Source organism: Pseudomonas sp. B14(2017), from assembly GCF_002113255.1.
GTDB lineage: Bacteria > Pseudomonadota > Gammaproteobacteria > Pseudomonadales > Pseudomonadaceae > Aquipseudomonas > Aquipseudomonas putida_Z.
The window spans coordinates 107,980-126,978 of the sequence record NZ_NEJY01000010.1 but is presented as its reverse complement, the minus strand read 5'-3'; the positions used below and the strand labels follow the sequence as shown (position 1 = coordinate 126,978).

The 18,999-nt window shown below is 64.0% G+C and carries 12 protein-coding genes; 3 read left to right on the top strand and 9 right to left on the bottom strand.

The genetic code is table 11. The features are described from left to right. Positions 1–142: 142 nt before the first annotated feature. The 5 genes from CAG34_RS12430 to CAG34_RS12405 all read right to left on the bottom strand — a co-directional run bounded on the left by CAG34_RS12430 (position 143) and on the right by CAG34_RS12405 (position 9,506). Positions 143–535, bottom strand: coding sequence for a protease inhibitor I42 family protein (locus CAG34_RS12430; protein ID WP_075046169.1), 393 nt, complete (start codon positions 533–535; stop codon positions 143–145). 170 nt (positions 536–705) lie between these two features. Continuing rightward, on the bottom strand, positions 706–3,126 hold the full coding sequence (gene lon / locus CAG34_RS12420; protein WP_025340416.1) for an endopeptidase La: 2,421 nt from the start codon (positions 3,124–3,126) through the stop codon (positions 706–708). A gap of 237 nt (positions 3,127–3,363) precedes the next feature. Then, complete coding sequence (locus tag CAG34_RS12415; protein ID WP_075046167.1) at positions 3,364–5,775, bottom strand: glucose/quinate/shikimate family membrane-bound PQQ-dependent dehydrogenase; 2,412 nt, start codon at positions 5,773–5,775, stop codon at positions 3,364–3,366. Between the two features lie 30 nt (positions 5,776–5,805). Then, positions 5,806–7,140 (bottom strand): carbohydrate porin, encoded by a 1,335-nt coding sequence (locus tag CAG34_RS12410; protein ID WP_085590260.1) that lies wholly within the window; start codon positions 7,138–7,140, stop codon positions 5,806–5,808. Positions 7,141–7,460: 320 nt separating this feature from the next. Then, the gene (locus CAG34_RS12405; RefSeq protein ID WP_085590258.1) at positions 7,461–9,506 is read right to left on the bottom strand and encodes a TonB-dependent receptor; all 2,046 of its coding nucleotides are present in this window, start codon (positions 9,504–9,506) and stop codon (positions 7,461–7,463) included. A gap of 165 nt (positions 9,507–9,671) precedes the next feature. On the opposite strand from CAG34_RS12405, the gene CAG34_RS12400 reads away from it, so the two are divergent. Both CAG34_RS12400 and CAG34_RS12395 read left to right on the top strand, forming a co-directional pair. Next, on the top strand, positions 9,672–9,893 hold the full coding sequence (locus CAG34_RS12400) for a VF530 family DNA-binding protein (RefSeq protein ID WP_003252112.1): 222 nt from the start codon (positions 9,672–9,674) through the stop codon (positions 9,891–9,893). 1 nt (position 9,894) lies between these two features. Continuing rightward, positions 9,895–10,530 carry a Pr6Pr family membrane protein gene (locus CAG34_RS12395; protein ID WP_085590256.1) on the top strand — a complete coding sequence of 212 codons (636 nt, stop codon included), beginning with the start codon at positions 9,895–9,897 and terminating at the stop codon, positions 10,528–10,530. A gap of 99 nt (positions 10,531–10,629) precedes the next feature. On the opposite strand, the gene CAG34_RS12390 is transcribed toward CAG34_RS12395, so the two are convergent. The 3 genes from CAG34_RS12390 to CAG34_RS12380 form a co-directional block, all read right to left on the bottom strand. Next, positions 10,630–11,391, bottom strand: coding sequence for a siderophore-interacting protein (locus CAG34_RS12390; RefSeq protein WP_085590254.1), 762 nt, complete (start codon positions 11,389–11,391; stop codon positions 10,630–10,632). Continuing rightward, positions 11,384–11,929: a PadR family transcriptional regulator gene (locus CAG34_RS12385; RefSeq protein WP_046614772.1), complete on the bottom strand. Its 546-nt coding sequence runs from the start codon at positions 11,927–11,929 to the stop codon at positions 11,384–11,386. The genes CAG34_RS12390 and CAG34_RS12385 overlap by 8 nt, the downstream gene beginning before the upstream one ends. An 89-nt stretch (positions 11,930–12,018) precedes the next feature. Further along, a complete protein-coding gene (locus CAG34_RS12380; protein WP_085590251.1) occupies positions 12,019–15,168 on the bottom strand; it encodes a transglycosylase domain-containing protein in 3,150 nt (1,049 codons plus the stop codon). A 419-nt stretch (positions 15,169–15,587) separates the two neighbouring features. Between CAG34_RS12380 and CAG34_RS12375 the strand changes: the two genes are divergently transcribed. Beyond that, on the top strand, positions 15,588–17,006 hold the full coding sequence (locus CAG34_RS12375) for an amino acid permease (protein WP_075046161.1): 1,419 nt from the start codon (positions 15,588–15,590) through the stop codon (positions 17,004–17,006). Positions 17,007–17,148: 142 nt separating this feature from the next. Here the strand turns inward: CAG34_RS12375 and CAG34_RS12370 are convergent, their stop codons facing one another. Then, positions 17,149–18,768: an FMN-binding glutamate synthase family protein gene (locus CAG34_RS12370; protein WP_085590249.1), complete on the bottom strand. Its 1,620-nt coding sequence runs from the start codon at positions 18,766–18,768 to the stop codon at positions 17,149–17,151. Between the last annotated feature and the right edge of the window lie 231 nt (positions 18,769–18,999).

The window sequence follows — 18,999 nt, the reverse complement described above, 5'->3', positions numbered from 1 at the left end:
GGCTCGATACAGGGTGAAACGGAGGCGCATTTTAGCCAAAGGCCGCGATTCTTGCCATGGCAGCGCTTCAGGGGCGGGCGCTGAGGGACCTCTGCGCCTGCCTGGTGGGTGTGCAGGTTGCCTATGAGCGAAGCTGCGGACTTTAGCGGACGATGATCTTGCAGTCGAAGGTTTGCACGGGGGCGATATCTGCGGCCCACGGCTGTTGGTACACCAGCACCAACTGACCATCGCCGGTATCGCTGGCCTGGTAGCGCCAGGTGGAGACACCGGCGCTGCCGACCACGTCTTCCTCCTCGGGAGCGCTATACACCTCCGGGCCAAGGCTGCGCAGTACGTTGGAGGCAGGTGCTTCGACGCGCCAGCGGTAGCCGGTGGACGGGTTGCTGGGCAAGCTCAGGATCAGCGCCTGGCCAACCTGCAGTCGCGTCGGGCATTCGCTTTCGGCGTCCAGTTCGACGGGTTGCGTGGGCTGTTGGGCGCAGGCGGAAATCAGGGCGAAGCTCAGGGGAACGAGCAGACGAGGGGCGGTCATGTTGGCTCCGGAGGCTGACGATGGCCTGAGGATAACCGATGATCAAGGAGATTTGTGTTGCTTGTGCCGGCCCCTTCGCGGGCTTGCCCGCTCCCACAGGTATTGCACAGTATTTGAAAACTGTGGTTTCCCTGTGGGAGCGGGCAAGCCCGCGAAGGGGCCGGAGCAGCTCAGAACAGGACTTTGGCCACGTCGGCGAAGCGCTTGGCGAAATGCACCGTCAGGCCTTCGCGCAGGTAGTCCGGCAGCTCCTCATAGTCCCCACGGTTAGGCTCCGGCAAGATCAGCTCGAAGATCTTCTGCCGCCGCGCCGCAATCACCTTCTCGCGCACACCGCCAATCGGCAGTACCTGCCCGGTCAGGGTCAGCTCGCCGGTCATGGCCACGCCCTTCTTCGGCGCCTGGTCTCGGGCCAGCGACAGCAGGGCGCTGGCCATGGTGATGCCGGCACTCGGGCCGTCCTTGGGCGTGGCGCCTTCGGGCACGTGCAGATGAATGAACGCTTCGTTGAAGAAGCCAGGATCACCACCAAACTGCTTGAGGTTGGAGCTGACGTAGCTGTAGGCGATTTCGGCCGACTCTTTCATCACATCACCCAGCTTGCCGGTCAGCTTGAAGCCGCGGTTGAGGGTGTGGATGCGGGTGGCTTCGATCGGCAGCGTGGCGCCGCCCATGCTGGTCCAGGCCAGGCCGGTGATCACGCCTTTGCCAGCCAGCACCTGCTCGCTGCGGAACACCGGCATGCCGAGCGCGGCTTCCAGGTCCTTGGTGCCGATCTTCAGTTTGGCCTCGGGGTTTTCCAGCAGCTTGACCACGGCCTTGCGCACCAGCTTGCCCAGTTGTTTCTCCAGCTGGCGTACCCCGGCTTCGCGGGCATAGCCTTCGATCACCGCGCGCAGGGCGCTGTCGCTGATACCGAGGCTGGTCTTGGCCACGCCGGCCTTTTCCAGCTGCTTGGGCCACAGGTGGCGCTTGGCGATGGCCAGTTTCTCTTCGGTGATGTAGCCGGACAGGCGGATCACTTCCATGCGGTCGAGCAATGGCCCGGGGATCGAATCCAGGGTGTTGGCGGTGCACACGAACAGCACCTTGGACAGGTCCAGGCGCAGGTCGAGGTAGTGGTCGAGGAAGTCGACGTTCTGCTCCGGGTCGAGGGTTTCCAGCAGCGCTGAAGCCGGGTCGCCCTGGTAGCTCTGGCCCATCTTGTCGATCTCGTCGAGCATGATCACCGGGTTCATCACTTCGACGTCTTTCAGGGCCTGCACCAGCTTGCCGGGCTGGGCGCCGATGTAGGTGCGGCGGTGGCCCTTGATCTCGGCCTCGTCACGCATGCCGCCGACACTGAAGCGGTAGAACGGCCGGCCGAGCGATTCGGCGATGGATTTGCCGATGCTGGTCTTGCCTACCCCGGGCGGGCCCACCAGCAGCACGATCGAGCCGCTGATCTCGCCTTTCCAGGCGCCCACGGCGAGGAATTCGAGTATGCGCTCCTTGATGTCGTCGAGGCCGGCGTGGTGCTGGTCGAGGACCTTGCGTGCGTGCTTGAGGTCGAGCTTGTCCTTGCCGTACACGCCCCAGGGCAGGGCGGTGGCCCAGTCCAGGTAGTTGCGGGTGACGGCGTATTCGGGCGAGCCGGTTTCGAGGATGGCCAGCTTGCCCATCTCTTCGTCGATGCGCTTGCGTGCCTGGTCCGGCAGGGTCTTGCCTTCGAGGCGCTGCTCGAACTGCTCGAGGTCGGCGCTGCGGTCGTCCTTGGTCAGGCCCAGCTCCTGCTGGATGACCTTGAGCTGTTCCTTGAGGAAGAACTCGCGCTGGTGCTCGCCGATCTGCCGGTTGACCTCGGCCGAGATCTCGTTCTGCAGGCGCGCCACCTCGACTTCCTTGCGCAGCATCGGCAGGACCTTTTCCATGCGCTTGAGCATGGGTACGCAGTCGAGCACTTCCTGCAACTGGTTGCCGGTGGCCGAGGTGAGGGCGGCGGCGAAGTCGGTGAGCGGCGACGGGTCGTTGGGGCTGAAGCGGTTGAGGTAGTTCTTCAGCTCTTCGCTGTACAGCGGGTTGAGCGGCAGCAGCTCCTTGATCGCGTTGATCAGCGCCATGCCGTAGGCCTTGACCTCGTCAGTCGGCTCGGCTGGCTGACGCGGGTATTCCACCTCGACGAGGTACGGCGGGCGGTGGTGCTTGAGCCAGGTACGGATGCGTACCCGGGTCAGGCCCTGGGCGACGAACTGCAGCTTGCCGTTTTCGCGGCTGGCGTGGTGCACCTTCACCAGCGTGCCGTACTGCGGCAGCGCCGAGGTGTCGAAGTGGCGGTGGTCTTCTGGCGGGGTATCCATGAAGAACAGGGCCAGGCTGTGGTCTGGCGACTTGGCCACCAGGTCGAGGGTTTCTGCCCAAGGGTCTTCATTGACGATGACCGGCAGCACCTGGGCCGGGAAGAACGGACGGTTGTGGATCGGGATCACGTAGACCTTGTCCGGCAGCTGCTGGCCGGGCAGGGCGAGGGCGTGGCCGGTTTCGGCCTGGGGAGTGGTGTGTTCGACTTCGCTGTGTTCGTCGGGATGTTCCGGGAAATCCTGCTGGTCGCTCATGGGGCACCTGCGTGAATGACTATGGTGCTTAGATGGGGGGGGGGGGGATGGGTTTCAATGGTAGATGATGGCAGGAGGGAAGGGGATCTTTGGTGGCCTGTTCCGGCCCTATCGCCGGCAAGCCAGCTCCCACAGGTGACCCACTGCTTTCAAGGCTAGTGGAGTACCTGTGGGAGCTGGCTTGCCGGCGATGAGGCCAGTACAGCGGGTGAGCCCCGCTGGCGGGGCTCGGCAGCTTTACTCAGCCAGTTTGTAGGCGATGATGTAGTCGCCCATCCTGGTGCCCAGCGAGCCATGCCCGCCGGCAGTCACCAGCACGTACTGCTTGCCATCCTTGCCGCTGTAGCTCATCGGCGTGGCCTGGCCACCCGCTGGCAGGCGGGCTTTCCACAGTTCCTTGCCGTTGTTCACGTCATAGGCGCGCAGGTACTGGTCCAGGGTGCCGCTGAGGAAGCCGACGCCACCGGCGGTGACGATCGAACCACCCATGCTCGGCACGCCAACCGGCAGGCCGATCGGCACCGGGGTGCTGTCGCGGGTGGTGCCGTTCTTGTGCTTCCACACCACCTTGTTGGTGAACAGGTCGATGGCGGCGACATAGCCCCAGGCCGGGGCCTGGCACGGTACGCCCAGTGGCGACATGAACGGGTGCATGGTCACCGCGTACGGCGCACCGGTGTTCGGCTGCACGCCGCTGGTCTCGCTTTCGCGCTTGCTGCCCTCGGCCACCTGCTCACGCGGGATCATCTTCGACACGAAGGCCATGTAGTTGGGCGAGGTGAACAGCAGTTGGCGCACCGGGTCGACCGACACGCTACCCCAGTTGAACACACCGACGTTGCCCGGGTAGATCAGCGAGCCTTGCTCGGACGGCGGGGTGTACTGGCCTTCGTAACGCAGCTCGCGGAACTGGATGCGGCACAGCATCTGGTCGAACGGCGTGGCGCCCCACATGGCCTGCTCGGTCAGTTCAGGGCCGAGCAGGTTGAGGTCGGAGCGGGCCTGGGTCGGCGAGGTGTGGTCGCCCTTCACCGCGCCTTGCGGGGTGGGGATCTCGCGGATCGGCACGATCGGCGTACCGTCGCGGCGGTCGAGCACGTACAGGCTGCCTTGCTTGGTCGGCACGATGATTGCCGGCTTCACGCCATCGTCGGTCTTCAGGTGGACCAGGGTCGGCTGGCTGCCGACGTCCATGTCCCACAGGTCGTGGTGGGTGAACTGGTAGTTCCAGCGAGCCTTGCCGGTGGCAAGGTCCAGGGCGACCACGCCGGCGCTGTACTTCTCGGCGCCTGGGGTGCGGTTGGCGCCCCACTGGTCCGGGGTCTGGTTGCCCAGTGGCAGGTAGATCATGCCGAGGTCTTCGTCGACGCTGGCGATCGACCACATGTTGGCCGAGTTGCGGCTGTACATCTTGCCGGGAGCCAGTGGCTGGGTGTCGTCCGGGTTGTTGCTGTCCCAGTTCCACACCAGGTGGCCATCGTGCACATCGTAGGCGCGGATAACGCCGGATGGCTCGTTGGTCGACTCGTTGTCGGTGACATGGCCACCGATGATCACCAGGTCACGGGTGACCGCGGCTGGCGAGGTGGAGTAGTAGCCGCCGGCGGTGAACGGGCCGATGCCGGTGGTGAGGTCGATCACGCCCTGGTTGGCGAAGCCTTCGCAGACCTTGCCGTTGTCGGCGTTGATGGCGATCAGGCGGGCGTCTGCGGTAGGCAGGTAGAGGCGGCGCGGGCAGGCCTGGGCCACGGCCTGGCCGGCGTCGGTAATTTTCGGTACCGGGCTGCCGTCGCGGCTGACGTAGCGGTTTTCGTCATAGTACGAAACGCCACGGCAGGTCATGTGGGCGAAGCCCTTGAAGGTGCCGACCGGGCTCTTGACCTGCGGGTCGTAGCGCCAGATTTCCGCGCCGGTGTCCGGGTCCAGGGCCAGCACGCGGCTGTGCGCGGTGCAGGCATAGAGCATGCCGTTGACCTTCAGCGGGGTGTTCTGGTTGGTCAGCTCCACCGGGTCGTTTTCGGTCGGCAGGTCACCGGTGCGGATGCGCCAGGCTTCTTCCAGGCGGTAGGCGTTCTGCGGGGTGATCTGGCGCAGCGGCGAATAGCGGTCGCCGTGCTCGGTGCGGCCGTAGGCCTGCCATTCGCCGTCGGGCATGGCCGGGGCGGCGCTGGCCATTTCGCTGCTGTCGCGGCCCAGTTCGCCGAACACTTCACCGGGGTGGGTGAACTGGCTGCCCAGGGCGCAAGCGCCCGAAGCGACCACTGCAATGCCGAGCAGCGCAGTGTTGGCCTTGTTGGCCGGGCCGATCAGCGGGCGACGCGCCCAGGGCAGCAGCAGGACCACACCGATGGCAAACCAGATGGCCAGGCGCGGTACCAGTTGCCACCAGTCCAGGCCCACTTCGAGCAGGGCCCACACGGTGCTGCCCAGCAGTACCAGGCCGTACAGGCCCAGGGCGATGCGGCGCTGGGCCAGCAGCAGGATGCCCGACAGGGCAAAGCCGATACCGGCGATCAGGTAGTACAGCGATCCGCCCAGCTGGCTCAGCTTGATGCCGCCGGCCAGCAGGGCCAGGCCCATCAGCAACAGCAGCGCGCCGATCAGGCGCGGTAGCCAGCGGCTTCCATTGTTGGCACCTTCAGTGCTCATCGTAGGTTCTCCGTCAGGTCAAAAAGGGGGTTAGAAACTGCTCTGGATCTTCAGGCCGCCGATCAGGGCGCCATCGACCTGCGACACCCCGCCCGGGTGGCGGATGTACTGCAGGTTGGGGCGGACCGTGAGCCAGTCGGCCAGGTGGATGCCGTAGTACAGCTCGGCGCTGTACTCGGTGTCCTGCACCGGCAGGAAACCGGGGTTGTCGTAGTCGTAGAGGCCGGCGGCCTGGTTGGCCAGGCGCGCGTTCTTGCGATAGGCAGGGTTGACGTGCACACGGGCCAGGGCGAAACCGATGTCGTCCTTGGCGCGGGCGTCGAAGGGCCCTTTGTATACCAGTCCTGCCTGCACATAGTTGTCGATGGCATTGGTCTTCTTGTCGTGCACCGTGGCGTTGGCGAACAGGCTCAGGCCACGCGACTGGTCGGACGCCAGCGAAGTCACCTGCTGCTGGGCGCCGAGCCACAAGCCGTGCTTGCTCGAACTGCTGCGGTAGGCGGCGCCGCTGAGGGCTGCCGGCTGGCCGTTGCTGTCCTTGAGAACATCCTGTGCCTTGGCATTACTGTAGTAGTAGCCGGCGCGATATTCCCCTTTCAGACCATTGACCTGTGGACTCCATACCAGTTCTATCGGCATTACCGCGCCTTGGGTGCCGCTGCCGCTGAGCTTGAAGCCGTTGCCCGATTCCAGGTTCGAGGGGTTCTGCTCGAACACGCCGACCTGGGCGTAGAGCGCGTCGCTGAGGTTGTAGCGCACGCGCAGGGCCCACTGGCTGACCGGCCAGTTGTACCAGATGCCGCCCACCCAGTTGCCTACCTGTGAGCCGCAGAAGGCCAGGTTCTGGAAGTCGCACGGGAAGCTGTTGAAGTCCTCGCCTTCGCCGAAACGGCCGAATTTCACATCCAGTGCGCCGTCGAAGTACTTCTGCTTGATCCACATCTGCGTCAGCCGCCAGGTTTCGCCACGGCCCCATACCTCCTGGGCCGAGGTGAAGCCGCCGACACGCGGGTCGTTGATGCGGTCGTTGCTGATGTTGTCGCCGTGGCGCTCGGTGATGGTCAGCTGAAATTCGGTGTCGTGCCAGCCAAGGATCTTCTCCAGGTCCAGGTGGCTGCCGAAGGTGAACTGGTCGCTGTAGCGCGCGGTGCGGTCGTGGTCGTAGCCACCATGCAGGTTGCTGCCCATCTCGCCGGTGTAGCCGAGGGTGAAGTCGTAGCCTTTTTCCAGCAGTTCGCTGCGGGTGCCACCCCAGTCGCCGAGCATCCAGGGGGAGTCGCTGGCGAACATCTCGCTGGCGCCGGTGGGGGCCGCCAGGGCGCTGAGGGCAAGGCCGATGTAACAGGTTTTGGGCAGTTGGAGCATGAGATAGCGCTATCTTTTGATTATTGAATAAACGGCAAGCGCATCGAAGGGCGGGCCCCTCAATGGATATGGCGACAAGATGGTTTCGATGAAGCGATTCAGCTTGCGGCGGGGAGGATATAGGGGAAGTTGTAAGAAAAAAAGACAAATTGTCGCAGTGGATTGTTGTTCGACAGGTAACAATTGGCTGCAGAGGGGGCTGCTTTGCAGCCCAATCGCCGGCAAGCCAGCTCCCACAGGATCGCGTTGCACTTGAGGCAGAAGCAATACCGGTGGGAGCTGGCTTGCCGGCGAAAGGGGCGCGAAGCGCCCCCGCGATTTCAGAAGGTGGTACGCAGACCCACTTCCACACTACGCCCCGGCGCCGGGGCGATATCGCGCAGGATCGAGCTGGCATAGCGCACGGTCTGGTCAGTCAGGTTCTCGCCGCGCACAAACGCCAGCCACTGGCTCTGGCCAACTTCGAAGCGGTAGCCAACGCTGGCCCCCAGCGTGGTATAGCCATCGGTGCTGGTTTCGTTGGCCGGTTTGCGATGCTGCGACGCAGCATGCTGCACGTCGACCCGCGCCTGCCAGCGGTCCAGCTCCCAGACCAGGCCGCTGTTCAGGCGCAGTGGGGCGATGCGTGGCAGCGGCTCGCCACTGTCGAGGTTTTTCGCCCGGGTGTAGTCACCGGAGAGCTCCAGGGCAAAGCTGCCATAGCGGTTCTCGGCCAGTTGCCAGCGGTCCTGGGCCTCGATGCCATAGAAGCGCGCCCGCACGCCCTGGTACTGGTATTCCGGGAAACCGTCATGGTCGTGATCGTGGTCATGGTCATCCTCGCCATGGTCGTGGTCATGCCCCTCGCGGGTGTTGCCGGTGCCGATCAGGCCGATGTAGTTGCGGAAGTGGCTGTAGAACACCCCGACACTGCCCTTGTGGGTGCCATTGTCGAAACGCAAGGCCAGGTCGGTAGAAATTGCTTTTTCCTTGTTCAGGCTGGCATCGCCGACTTCAAAGGCTCCAGTGGCCACGTGGGCACCATTGGCATACAGCTCGTAGAAGGTCGGGGCGCGCTCGGTGTAGCCGAGGTTGGCGGCCAGCGACCAGATCGGGTCGAGCTGGTACACCGCCCCGGAAGACAGGCTGAAAGCGTTGAAACTGCTGGCGCTGTTGGCGTCGGCGAAGTTCTCGTTGCCTTTGGCATCCGGGTCGACCCGGGTGTGCTCCATGCGTGCGCCCAGGCTCAGGTTCAGGCGCTCGGTGGCTTGCCACTGCTCCAGCATGAACAGCGCCAGGCTGTCGGTGTCGGTGTGCGGGACGAAGGCTTCCTCGCCCAAGGCGGAGAATTCGTTGCGGCTGACCTGGGCGCCGATCACGCCTTCTACCGGCCCTAGCGGTTGGTGGCGGGCTTCGATACGTGCTTCATAGCCCTTGTTCCTGAAGGTGGTGTGGACTTCGCCTTCTTCTATTTCACGGTGCTCGTAGTCGGTGTAGCCGGCATCGACCTTGACCGAAGTGAACGGGCCGTCCAGGTCACGCAGTTCGGAGGCGAAGGCGTAGTGGTCCTGCTTCATGTCCAGGCGCACACCTGGCTCGGCCACCGAGCCATAGTTGCTGTCGTAGCGGCTGTACGACAGGCCGGCGTAACCGTGGTCCCAATGGTAGGCGCCACCCACGGCGCCACCGTCCTGGCGGCCGTCGCTGTTTTCCAGACGGTGCTTGCTACCGGGTTCGTCGGCGTTGCGCACCTTGGAACTGCGCGCGTAACCGGGGATGCGCAGGTCGTTGAACTGGCGGCTGTTGGCATCCAGGTGCAGGGCGAAGGCACCGTTGCCGGCCTCCAGCTTGCCAGCGCTGCTGCGGGTGGTATCGGCGCCGCCGTAGCGCAGTTCACCGGCACCTTGGATGCCCTCGATGGGGGTATCCGGGATGCGATTGTCGAAGGTATTGACCACGCCTCCGATGGCGTTGCCGCCGTAGAGCAGGGCAGCCGGGCCACGGACGATCTCGACACGGTCGACGGTCACCGGGTCCAGCGGCACGGCGTGGTCGTAGGACAGCGATGAAGCATCCAGGGCGCCGACGCCATTGCGCAGGATGCGAATGCGGTCGCCATCCAGGCCACGAATCACCGGGCGACTGGCGCCTGGGCCGAACCAGGTGGAGGCGACCCCGGGCTGCTTGTTCAGGGTTTCACCGAGGCTGCCGTGCTGCTGTTGCAGCAGGTTGTCGCCTTCGAGCACGGTGCTGGGTGCGGCCAGCTGGCTGTTGCCCAAAGGGTTGGCGGTGATGACCTGGGGTTCGAGTTCCACGGCGTGGCTGGGTGATGCGGCCAGCCACAGCGCCACGGCGAGGGGAGAGAGGCGAAGCGGTGTGTACAGCATGGGGATGGGGCGTTCCTTGGCAGATGCTTTTGTATTGTTACAATATAACATCTCTATTTCAGCACAGAGGTTTTGCGCCTGGCCAGCGGTTTTTCTGTCGACACACCTGATCCCACCCACCACTACACTCGTGTAAGGTGCGCATCTTTCCTACGGAGCACTGGCATGAGCACGGCCCAACACAACGCGCTGCACGGCAAGACCCTCGAACAGATCCTCACCGAGTTGGTGGCGCACTACCAATGGCAGGGCCTGGCCGAGCGCATCGATGTGCGCTGCTTCAAAAGCAACCCGACCATCAAGTCGAGCCTGACCTTCCTGCGCAAGACGCCGTGGGCACGGGAAAAGGTCGAGCAGCTGTACGTGAAGCTGCAGCGCCAGGCCTGACATGCCGCGCCGTCCCTGGCTGACCGGCATGGCCGTGCTGGGTTGGTTCGGCCTGGCCGTGCAGGTGTACCTGGTGCTGTTGGCGCGTTGGCAGGAACAGGCCAGTCTGGTGGGTGGCCTGATCAATGTGTTCGGGTATTTCACCGTGTTGACCAATACCCTGGTGGCAACGGTGCTCAGTTATGCGGCGTTCGGCCGGGAAGGCCGTGCCAAGCGCTTTTTCCTGTCGCCTGCGGTGAGTTCCGCGGTGGCCGCCAGCATCGTGCTGGTGGCATTGGCCTACAGCGTGCTGTTGCGTCATTTGTGGCAACCGCAGGGCTGGCAATGGCTGGCGGACGAGTTGCTGCACGATGTGATGCCCGTGCTATATGCCTTGTACTGGTGGTGCGAGGTGCCCAAGGGCAGGTTGCGGCTATGGCATCTGCTGGTCTGGGCGGTGTACCCGGCGACGTATTTTGCTTACGCGCTGTGGCGGGGGAGTGAGATTGGCGTGTATGCCTACCCGTTCATCGATGTGGCGAGCCTGGGGTATGGGCAGGTATTGCTCAATGCCCTGGGGGTGTTGGCGGGGTTCTGGGGGATTGGGCTGGTGTTGCTGGGGCTGGACAGGTGGCGGGGGCTGCACAGATTGGCTTGACCTGCACTGGCCCTATTGCCGGCAAGCCAGCTCCCACAGGGGCTGCGCGATTCCTGTGGCTGGCTTGCCGGCGATAGGGCCAGTGCAGGCAACAAACAATCATTCGTCGTCCGCAGTCCCGTCGGCACGCCAGTAGGCCACAGCCTTGAGCGCATCCTCAGGCAAACCTTTCTCCAGCAACAGTGCCTTGGCCTGGCGGGTCAGGGCTTTTTCCAGTGCCACCCAGCCATACAACCGGCCTTGCGGCAAGGTAAGGTTCTTCACCAGCGCCAGCAGGTCTTCATGTTGGCGACGTACCCAGATCACTTCCACCTGTGCCTTGCTCGGCAGTGGCTGGCGTTCCTGCTCGTCCTCGATCTGGATAACCGCCAGTACCTGGCGGCCCGCTGGCAATTCCTCCAGGCGGCGGCCAATGGCCGGAATGGCGGTTTCGTCGCCGATCAGCAGGTAGCTGTCGAAGATGTCCGGCACCACCATCGAAGCCCGCGGCCCGGCAATGTCCAGGGTTTGCCCGGGTGCCGCCTGGGCTGCCCAGGTAGAGGCAGGGCCATCGCCGTGCAGCACGAAGTCGATGTCCAGCTCATTGGCCACCAGGTCGATGCGCCGTGGCGTGTATTCGCGCATGGTAGGCCGCGCGCCACCTTCTCGGCCCAGGTTACGAGCCTCGATGGCCTGCTGTTGCTCCGGCGTTTCGGCGAACAGCAGCTTGATATGGTCGTCGCTGCCCACGCTGGTGAAGCCTTGCAGCTCGGCACCCCCGAGGGTGATGCGGCGCATGCGCGGGGTCAGTTCGGTGACCCGCAGCACCTGCAGATGGCGTTGGCGGATTTCGTGGTTGACGCGGTGAATGGTGTCACTCATGGGGTGTCTCCCTGACAGGTTCGGCCGGCCCGGAGGCGATGGCCTTGGCGGTGTGGTTGAGCAGGTCGCGGACCCGCTCGATTTCTTCCGGTGTCCAGCGGCCACTGTGCATGTGCAGTGCGTGGCGCAGGTTGCCGACCGCTTCATGAATCTCTGGTGGGCGGTCGTGGCCGCGCAGGGCGCGCTTGCTGACTTCGATGCGCATGCGCACGCCGTCCAGTGCGACGGCCTGTTCGGCCAGGGCGGTGCGGCCGGCTTCGGTAATGGCATAGAGGCGTTTGCTGCCCTGCACCTGGCCGCTGATCAGCTCGGCCTCCTCGAGGAAGTTGAGGGTGGGGTAGATCACCCCGGGGCTTGGGCTGTAGCTGCCGTCGAACAGGTTTTCGATCTGGCGGATCAGGTCGTAGCCGTGGCCTGGCTGCTCGGCGAGCAGGGCCAGCATCAGCAGCTTGAGGTCGCCGGGGGCGAAGACGCGCGGGCCGCGTTCGCCACGACCTGGGCGCCGCTCGAAGGGGTCATGGGGGGTATGTTCGCGCATGGGGACAGGGCTCCGTCGTTTTCGATATATCGTAAGATATTACTCAAGATATATCTAAAGACAAGCCCTTAATTGCAGATGATTATCATCTAGTTGTTCGATGTATCCCCTTGCGGCGCGGCTGTGTGCATGGCCACCTGCGGCGCTTTGCACTCATTCGGATTGCCCGGTTGCAGGTATGGCATGAGAATCGGAGCCATGCCCTTGAGTACCTGCACCGGCAGCGCCGAGGTGAACTTGAAGGCCTCTGCCGAGCGCCCCGGCACGAACGCGGTCAAGGTGCCGAAGTGGTTGTCGCCCAGGAAGAACACGAAGGTGGCGGTACGGTTCAGCGAGCGCGAGCCGATCAGCCGGCCGCCAGCACCAAAGCTTTCGATGCGGTTGTCACCGGTACCGGTCTTGCCGCCCATCACCAATGGCGTGCCGTCCTGCAGCTTGAAACTGCCGGAAATACGCCGCGCGGTGCCCGCATCCACCACCTGCGACATGGCGCCTTTGAGGGCGCGCGCCACTTCGACCGGCAGAATCCGCACACCCCGGTCCGGGTCGGTGACCAGCTTGGTCTCGTAAGGCGTGTTGGCAGCGAAGTGCAGGGTGTCGATCCGCAAGGTCGGCAGGCGCACGCCGTCGTTCTGGATGATGCCGACCAGCTCGGAGAGGGCGGCGGGGCGGTCGCCCGAGCTGCCAATGGCGGTGGCCAGCGAGGGCACCAGGTGGTCGAATGGATAGCCCACGCGCTTCCAGCGCTGGTGAATGTCGAGGAACGCTTCGATCTCGACCATGGTGCGAATGCGGCTGTCACGGGCGCCCTGATGGCGGCTCTTGAACAGCCAGCCGTATACCTCCTGGCGCTCGAAGCGGCTGGCATTGACCATTTCGGTCAAGGTCGAACCTGGGTTCTTCAGCAGGTAACCCAACAGCCACAAGTCCAGCGGGTGGACCTTGGCGATATAGCCCTGGTCGGGCAGGTCGTACTTGCCCGGGCCGTAGGCGTCGTACATCTCCGACAGGCGGCCATCGGTCAGTTTGCCCAGGACGATCTTGTCACCCTTGAGGTGGGCGCGGACGAAGGCGTTGAAGGTTTCCTGGCCAGCCTCGGGGAACAGGTAGCGGTGCACGGCCGCCAACCGTTGTGGGGTCACGCGCATGCTGTCGAGGAAGGTGTCCAGGCGCTGCTGCGAGGTCTTGCGCTGGTATTTCTTCCAGAAGCGCATCAGGTAGTTGGTGCCTTCCTTGTCGGCGAAACGGGCCAGGTATTCCTGGCGGCGCGGGTCGGAGTCGTCCTTGAGCAGCGGCACGCGGTTGTACGGTTGCTGGTAGGTCACGTAGCGCACCAGGTCGCGCATCAGGCGGATGAACGGCAGGTTGATCGACTCGCGCAATGCATCCTTGAGGGTTGGGTTGCGGCTGTTGTCTTCCTTGCGGAAGTTGTTGAACACATGCATGCCGCCGCCGGTGAAGAAGGCTTCGCCGGTGTTGGCCGAATACTTGCGTTCCAGCGCCGCATCGAGCATGGCGTCCAGGCTCTGGTTCTTGCTGTTCTGCGCCAGCCATTCCAGCGACCACTGGCTGATGCGGTCGAGTTCGGCGACTTCGACTTTCTTCAACTCGGCGGCTGGCTTGCCGGCGTACTTGTCGTGCAGTTCGGCGATGATCTCCAGGTAGGTGGTGAGTACCCGCAACTTGGCGGTGGAACCCAGTTCAAGCTTGCTGCCTTCGTTGATGTCGAAGGGCTGGTCGGTGCTGTCGGTCTGCACCCGCACCCGCGAGCCGTCGGCGGTGCGCTCGAACAGGGTGAAGCTGTAGCTCACCTGGTCGGTGGTCTTGGCGGTGAGCAGGCGTTCGCCGATCAGGCCGATCTGCGCTGCGAATTCAGGGTCGGCAAGGTTTTTCAGGTACTGGCTGACCTGCAGCTGCAGGTCGGACTGCAGGGTACTGGTGGCCGACACGTCGAGCCGGTCGAGGTCGTACAGCGGGCGGTTGAGCATGGCCGCCAGGCGGTTGCGTGCCAGGCTGATGCCCTTGTTGGTGACGATCGGCACAATGGTCGGTTGCGCCACCCAGTCGCGGTATACCGCCTTGCTGGCCAGTGCCGCGTCGGCCAGTGGCTGCTCGATGACCTTGTTGGCGGCCAGCACGCGGATGTGCGCGTCGGTCAGTTCGGCCAGCTCGAGCCGCCCCTTGGACAGGTAGTGCGACGGCCGGCGCTGGGCAATCATCAGTGACAGCACCTGGCGCAGGGCCAGGCCGCGTGCGGCCATGCTCTCGGGGTCGCTGGCGGTGGAACTCAGGGCCTGGTTGACCTGGTCGAAGTCGGCGCCGTACCACACCCGCAGCCCCTCGGCCATGCCATGCACTTCGCCATGCCCAGGCACTGCCGACAGCGGCACGCTGTTGAGGTAGTCCCGCACGATGCGCTGGCGCGCCTCGGTGGTGTCGGGGCCGCCCTGGTAGGCGCGCACGCTGGCGGAAATCATCTGGCGGATCTTCTCGGCGCCGGAAACGGTCAGGCCGTCCGGTGAGTGGCGGTACTTTTCCAGCTGCGTGGCCAGGGTGCTGCCGCCAGCGGACTGGCCGGGCAGGGCCAGGTACTTGGCCACCTGGCTGTAGGCGGCCTTGGCGAAGCGCGGCCAGTCCACGGCCGGGTTGTTGCGTGTGTCCTTGGTGTCGAGCAGGTCGCGGTTCTCGATGAACAGCAGGCTGTTGACGATCACCGGCGGGATCGCCGCAAAGTCCGGGTACAGGTGTTGCGGGTAGTTGTACTGGTACAGCATGTCGCCGCGGCAGTCGGTGATCGACAGGCCAGCCTGGATTTTCTCGATATAGGGGGCGAACAGCCCATGATCGACGTAGTTCATCAACGCCGGCGAGAACTTCACCTGCTCGCTGATCAGGTAGTCGCGCTTGAGCAGGCGCGGCAGGAATTCGCCCAGCGCGCTGTAGCCCAGGCGTTTGTCGAATGGCCCTTCACCAGGGTAGACGATGGCATCGCTGGGGCCTGGTTGCAGCGAATAGGTGAGGGTGCTGGCCAGCTTGCTGAATTCCCGCGACTGCAGGTTGGAGGTGCGGAATTCGTCATACGCAGCGAAGCCGATGGCCACCAGCGCCACCAGCAGGATGAGGATGATCAGCCGCCACCATAGCCGACGCTGACGGGGGGACTTGGGTTGTGGCGTCTCGGCCGGAGGTATCTCGGGTGCTTCCGTTCTGCTTGGTTCCGATTGCCACAGTGCGCCCATAGTCTTCTATCCGGCCAGGTATTTTCGTCTTGCTTGTCTGAAGCTTAGACGTTGAGCGGGTCAGGTGAAAAATTTGTAAGAGACGGAGAAAAGTGGCGTAGGGCTATGCGGCTTTGGTGTGGGTTTTTTCGTCAGGCGATATTGCTATGGTGGCCAGGAAATTTTGCGGCCGCTTTGCGCCCGATCGCAGGCAAGCCAGCTCCCACAGAGCCCGAGTTCTCGCCAAATTTCTGCATATTTACAGTGAAAACCCCTACAACGGTCTTCCTATACTGCTCGCCCCCTTCGCCTTGCCGGGCGCTCTATTCCGGCACACGGGCCGGCCCACAAGGCCAGCTCGGCAAGCCAACGCCACGCCTATCGGCCTGGCCGGAGCTGCACGAAGGTCAAATCCAATAACAAAATGAGGTTGTATTGCTATGCCAGTCGGCAACCACCCTGCCCACGGCCAGGCCACCGAAGGCGGCCCGCTCAAGCGTGAACTGGGCGAACGGCACATCCGCCTGATGGCGCTGGGCGCCTGTATCGGTGTCGGTCTTTTCCTCGGTTCGGCCAAGGCCATCGAAATGGCCGGCCCCGCCATCATGCTGTCCTACATCATCGGCGGCCTGGCCATTCTGGTGATCATGCGCGCCCTTGGCGAAATGGCCGTGCACAACCCTGTCGCCGGCTCGTTCAGCCGTTATGCCCAGGACTACCTCGGCCCGCTGGCGGGTTTCCTTACCGGCTGGAACTACTGGTTCCTGTGGCTGGTGACCTGCGTTGCCGAAATCACCGCGGTGGCCATCTACATGGGCATCTGGTTCCCCGACGTACCACGCTGGATCTGGGCCCTGGCGGCGCTGGGCAGCATGGGGGCGGTCAACCTGGTGGCCGTCAAGGCGTTTGGTGAGTTCGAGTTCTGGTTCGCCCTGATCAAGATTGTCACCATCATTGCCATGGTCCTTGGCGGCATCGGCATCATTGCCTTCGGCTTCGGCAATGACGGCGTGGCAGTGGGTATCTCCAACCTGTGGAGCAACGGCGGCTTCATGCCCAATGGCGTGACCGGCGTGCTGATGTCGCTGCAGATGGTGATGTTCGCCTACCTGGGCGTGGAAATGATCGGCCTGACCGCCGGTGAAGCACGCAACCCGCAAAAGACCATCCCACAGGCCATCGGCTCGGTGTTCTGGCGCATCCTGTTGTTCTATGTCGGTGCGCTGTTCGTGATCCTGTCGATCTACCCGTGGAACGAAATCGGCAGCCAGGGCAGCCCGTTCGTCATGACCTTCGAGCGCCTGGGCATCAAGACCGCCGCCGGCATCATCAACTTCGTGGTCATCACTGCAGCGCTGTCGTCGTGCAACGGCGGCATCTTCAGCACCGGGCGCATGCTCTACAGCCTGGCGCAGAACGGCCAGGCCCCGGCGGCCTTCGCCCGTACGTCGAAGAACGGCGTGCCGCGCAACGCGCTGCTGCTGTCGATCGGCGCGCTGCTGCTGGGCGTGTTGGCCAACTACCTGGTGCCGGAAAAGGTCTTCGTCTGGGTGACTTCGATCGCCACCTTCGGCGCGATCTGGACCTGGGTGATGATCCTGCTGGCGCAGCTGAAGTTCCGTGCCGGCCTCACCACTGCCGAGCGCAAGGCACTGAAGTACCGTATGTGGTTGTGGCCGCTGAGCTCGTACCTGGCACTGGCCTTCCTGGTGCTGGTGGTCGGCCTGATGGCGTACTTCGAGGACACCCGCGTGGCGCTGTATATCGGCCCGGCGTTCCTGGTGCTGCTGACGGTGCTGTACTACGCGTTCCGCCTGGCGCCGAAAGACGCGCAGGGTGTGGCCAGTACTGCTTCCTGATCTGAAATGGCCGGGGCCGCTTTGCGGCCCTTTCGCGACACAAGGCCGCTCCTACAGGCGACCGCGCCAGCTGCATGGGTCGCGGTCGCCTGTAGGAGCGGCCTTGTGTCGCGATGGGCTGCGTAGCAGCCCCAGGGTTCTATCAGGCTGCCACTTCGCTGTTCGGTTCGAAGCTGTCCGCCCGCGCCAACTGCCACATGCGCGAATAGAACTGCCCGTTCACCTCGCCAGTCAGCAGCTCACCCGGCTTCAGGAACACATGCATCTGCGAGAACAGCTTGATCTCGGTGGCCGAGATGCGCCGTACCAGGTGCTTGGCCTCCAGCTGCGCCGGGTGCTCCAGGCCCGCTGCCGCAAGCATTTCGGCCAGGGCACGCAAGGTATTATGATGGAAGTTCAACACCCGTTGGGCTTTGTCCGGCACCACCAGCGCCCGTTGGCGCAGTGAGTCTTGCGTGGCCACACCGGTCGGGCACTTGTTGGTGTGGCAGCTCTGCGACTGGATGCAGCCGATGGCGAACATGAAGCCGCGCGCCGAGTTGGCCCAGTCGGCACCAATGGCCAGCACGCTGGCAATGTCGAACGCGCTGACGATCTTGCCGCTGGCGCCCAGCTTGATCTTGTCGCGCAGGTTCAGGCCGACCAGGGTGTTGTGCACGAACAGCAGCCCTTCGCGCAGCGGTACGCCAATGTGGTCGGTGAACTCCACCGGCGCCGCGCCGGTGCCGCCTTCCTTGCCGTCGACGACGATGAAGTCGGGCAGGATGCCGGTTTCCAGCATGGCCTTGGCGATGCCCATGAACTCCCACGGGTGGCCCAGGCAGAACTTGAAACCTACCGGTTTGCCGCCAGACAGCTCACGCAGCTGGGCGATGAACTGCATCATCTCGATGGGGGTGGAGAAGGCGCTGTGGCGCGACGGCGATATGCAGTCTTCGCCCATCAGCACGCCACGGGTTTCGGCAATTTCCCGGGTCACCTTGTGCTTGGGCAGGATGCCGCCATGGCCGGGCTTGGCGCCCTGGCTCATCTTGATCTCGATCATCCGCACCTGTGGGCTGCGCGCCTGGGTGGCGAAGCGCTCGGGGTCGAAGCGCCCGTCCGCCGTGCGGCACCCGAAATAGCCGCTGCCCAGTTCCCAGACCAGGTCGCCACCGTGCTCGCGGTGATAGGGGCTGATGCTGCCTTCGCCGGTGTCATGGTGGAAATTGCCCAGCTTGGCGCCCTGGTTGAGGGCGCGGATGGCGTTGGCGCTGAGCGAGCCAAAGCTCATCGCCGATATGTTGAAGATCGATGCCGAGTATGGCTGGCTGCACTGCGGCCCGCCGACGATGACCCGGAAGCTGGCCGGGTCGGCCAATGGCGCCGGGCGCATGGAGTGGCCGATGAATTCGAAGCCGGACTCGTACACGTCGATCAGGGTGCCGAAGGGTTTGTCCGAGGCTTCGTTCTTCGCCCGTGCATACACCAGCGAGCGCTGGGCGCGGGAGAACGGTAGGGCGTCGCTGTCTGCCTCCAGCAGGTACTGGCGGATTTCCGGGCGAATGGCCTCGACCAGATAGCGGATGTTGCCCAGGATCGGGTAGTTGCGGCGTACTGCGTGGCGTTGCTGCAACAGGTCGAACAGGCCGATCAGGCTGAGGATGGCGGTGCTCAGGGTGAACGGCCACAACCATTCGTGGTAGGTGAAGGGCAGGCTCGCCAGGGTGAACAGCACACAGGCGGCGAAGAAGGCATAGCGGCTGAGAAGTGACAGGCTCATACAGGGTCCTTGCGATGGCGCGGTCAGGCTCAGGGCCTGGGGCAAACCCCGACCATAGCCAAGTTGCACGGCTGTGCAAATTAAAATCGGGGTAGCGAAAATCATTCTCGCCAAGCCTTGTGCTGGCTGTACTGGCCCTATCGCCGGCAAGCCGGCTCCCACAGGGATAGCGCATCGCTCACGGCCGATGCGGTCGAGGTGGGAGCTGGCTTGCCGGCGATAGGGCCAGTA